This window comes from Rhodococcus sp. BS-15, assembly GCF_000813105.1.
Classification (GTDB): domain Bacteria; phylum Actinomycetota; class Actinomycetes; order Mycobacteriales; family Mycobacteriaceae; genus Rhodococcoides.
The window spans coordinates 1-2,280 of the sequence record NZ_BAOX01000478.1 but is presented as its reverse complement, the minus strand read 5'-3'; the positions used below and the strand labels follow the sequence as shown (position 1 = coordinate 2,280).

General features: G+C 65.0%; 1 protein-coding gene. It reads right to left on the bottom strand.

Annotation, left to right across the window (positions count from 1 at the left end; genetic code table 11):
* Positions 1-2,280: acetyl-CoA carboxylase biotin carboxyl carrier protein subunit (locus tag RHBS_RS27080; protein ID WP_145977641.1), on the bottom strand; the 2,280-nt coding region annotated here is incomplete at both ends.

The window sequence follows — 2,280 nt, the reverse complement described above, 5'->3', positions numbered from 1 at the left end:
CGAAGTCGTACTCGGTGAACGTGCCGCCGTTGCTGCTGAGCAACGGAATCAGCTCGTACGGGTAGACGGTGCCGCGAGCCTGCGAGCGTTGGACCTTCTGGGTGTACTCGTCGAGTGGACGCATCGGCTCGGTCGGCGGCGGCGTCACCTTGGCGACGATGCCTGCACCGGATCGGTACGACAGGCGCAACGCGACCTCGCGCGGTGTTGCGCCGGGTGTTTCGGCCAGACGTGCGATGAGGGTGATCTCCTCGAGGCCTGCCCCGATCGTCAGCGGCGCGATGTGCCGGGCGATCGTGGCGATGCGGTCGGCGGGAACGTTCAGTACCGGCCAGACGTAGAGCACCACCCGGTTGGCGTCGAGTCGCTTCTTGCCGCGTCCGGCCTGGGCCCGGCGGATTCCGTCGAGGCAGGCTGCGACTGTGCGCTCGATCTCGGGTACGGCGACGATGTTGCCGGCATCGTCCAACTGTGTTGTGACACCGCGGATCTCGGCCAGGGCAACCAGTCGCTCGTCGGAGGGGTTGGCCTTCGACGTCAGATGGAACAGGTACGTTCCTGCGCTGGCGGGCAACCGAACTCCGTCGAAGTTCTTCAGTCGCCACAGGTCCAGTCGTTGACCGGTCAGCGGGTGCATGTCCCGAATGATCGTGTCCTCGGCGAACACGGCTCCTATACCGGTTGGCCTCAACGTGATTTGGCGGGGAGTTCCGGATCCGAAAACTGTGAACGTGACTCGGCGCCATGCTCTTACAGGCGACTGTTCAAGGATTCTCTGCAGCTCCGCACTCAGGTCGTCTCCGTCGGCCGGAGAATCCGGCCAAAACAGATACACGTCGGCAACCCGAATCCCAGGTGTGGACTCAACGATCCCGTCGATCGCAGCCAGCGCCGAGTGCACCACGAACCGATCAGTCTGCACTGCGGCGACATGCACACGGACTCCGTTGAGCAGGAAAGCTCCTGTCACGAATTCTAAATCGTCCCGATTAAATGCTGCCACGTTCTCGAACTGATGAATTCCGTAGCACTGGCGTGTCATCACTTCGAGCATCACACCCGGATCGACATCCTCGTTGAGTAGATCGAGCAGCGGCTCGTCGACGTCGGCGACCTCTTGTATACGCGCCGAGTAGTCGGCGGCGTCGGGGTTCTCGGCGAGGTACTGCAGGCTACCGCGGACTCCGTCGTAGATCTTCTCGCGTGCACTGCGGATCTGTGGCTCGTCGAACAGTCGGAAGCGCAGGTTGCGGGCGACGTCGCCGATGACGGGGTAGCGGGCCTGGGTGGCACCGATGAGTCGCTCGAGTACCTCGGCCATGGCCGGGGTGGCTTCGGGCTGCGCCGAGCAGTCGCTGAGCCAATGGCCGAGCAGGGCCGCGATGACCGGAACCTGGTTCTCCATGCGCTGCAGTGCCAGGAAGACGCGGTAGACGGCCTCTTCGAGTTCGGGGGTACGGCCCTCGTCGATGGCGGCGTCGTAGTGCGCGAGTGCACGAGTGAGCTTGGCGCGGAACGACTCCGGGAGCCCCTGAACGTCTGCGTCGAGCGACTGCAGGAACGAGTGGAAGTGTTCACGCGGGGAGTGGACGCGCTCGTCGGTGCTCTCTTCGTCCATCGTCGGCCGGTTCCGCGAGAGTTCGCAGATATCGGCGAAGGTGTTCAGCAACGACAGTTCGGCACTCACCAGCTCCGAGTCGTTCCGCGGCACGTCGGCGCGCAGAGTCTCGTAGGTGGACAACAGGTTTCGAGCACGGGCTCCGCTGACATCGAAACCGGTGATGAGGGCTGCGAGTTCGTCGAGGCGGTCCAGGGCGCGGCGCTGCGGCGTACGCTGCGCGGCGTCGTCGATCCCGCGGAACTGCACGCGCGGTGCCTGCTCGGAGACCTTCTGCTCACCGGCCTGATCGACGCGCAGCAGGGCTGCTCCAGCGTCGACCTGTCCGTTGACCGAGGCCAGTACCTCACGCACGGTGCCCGCATACGGGGACCGGACGGCAGTTTCCATCTTCATCGATTCGAGGACGACCAGGGTCTGTCCCGCTTCGACCTCGTCTCCGACGGCGACCGGGACGGCAACGACAACGGCGGGAGCAGGCGCGCGGACCAGACCGGCCTCGTCCTGGGAGATCTGGTGGCTGATGCCGTCGACCTCGACGAGGAAGTGGGCGGCTCCGGCGACGGTGACGACCTGGTAGCGGTGGTCACCGATGACCAGTCGGCTCTCGTAGGCGCCGAGGCGTTCGACGTCGACCTGGAGGTCGCCGATGCCGTCACCGT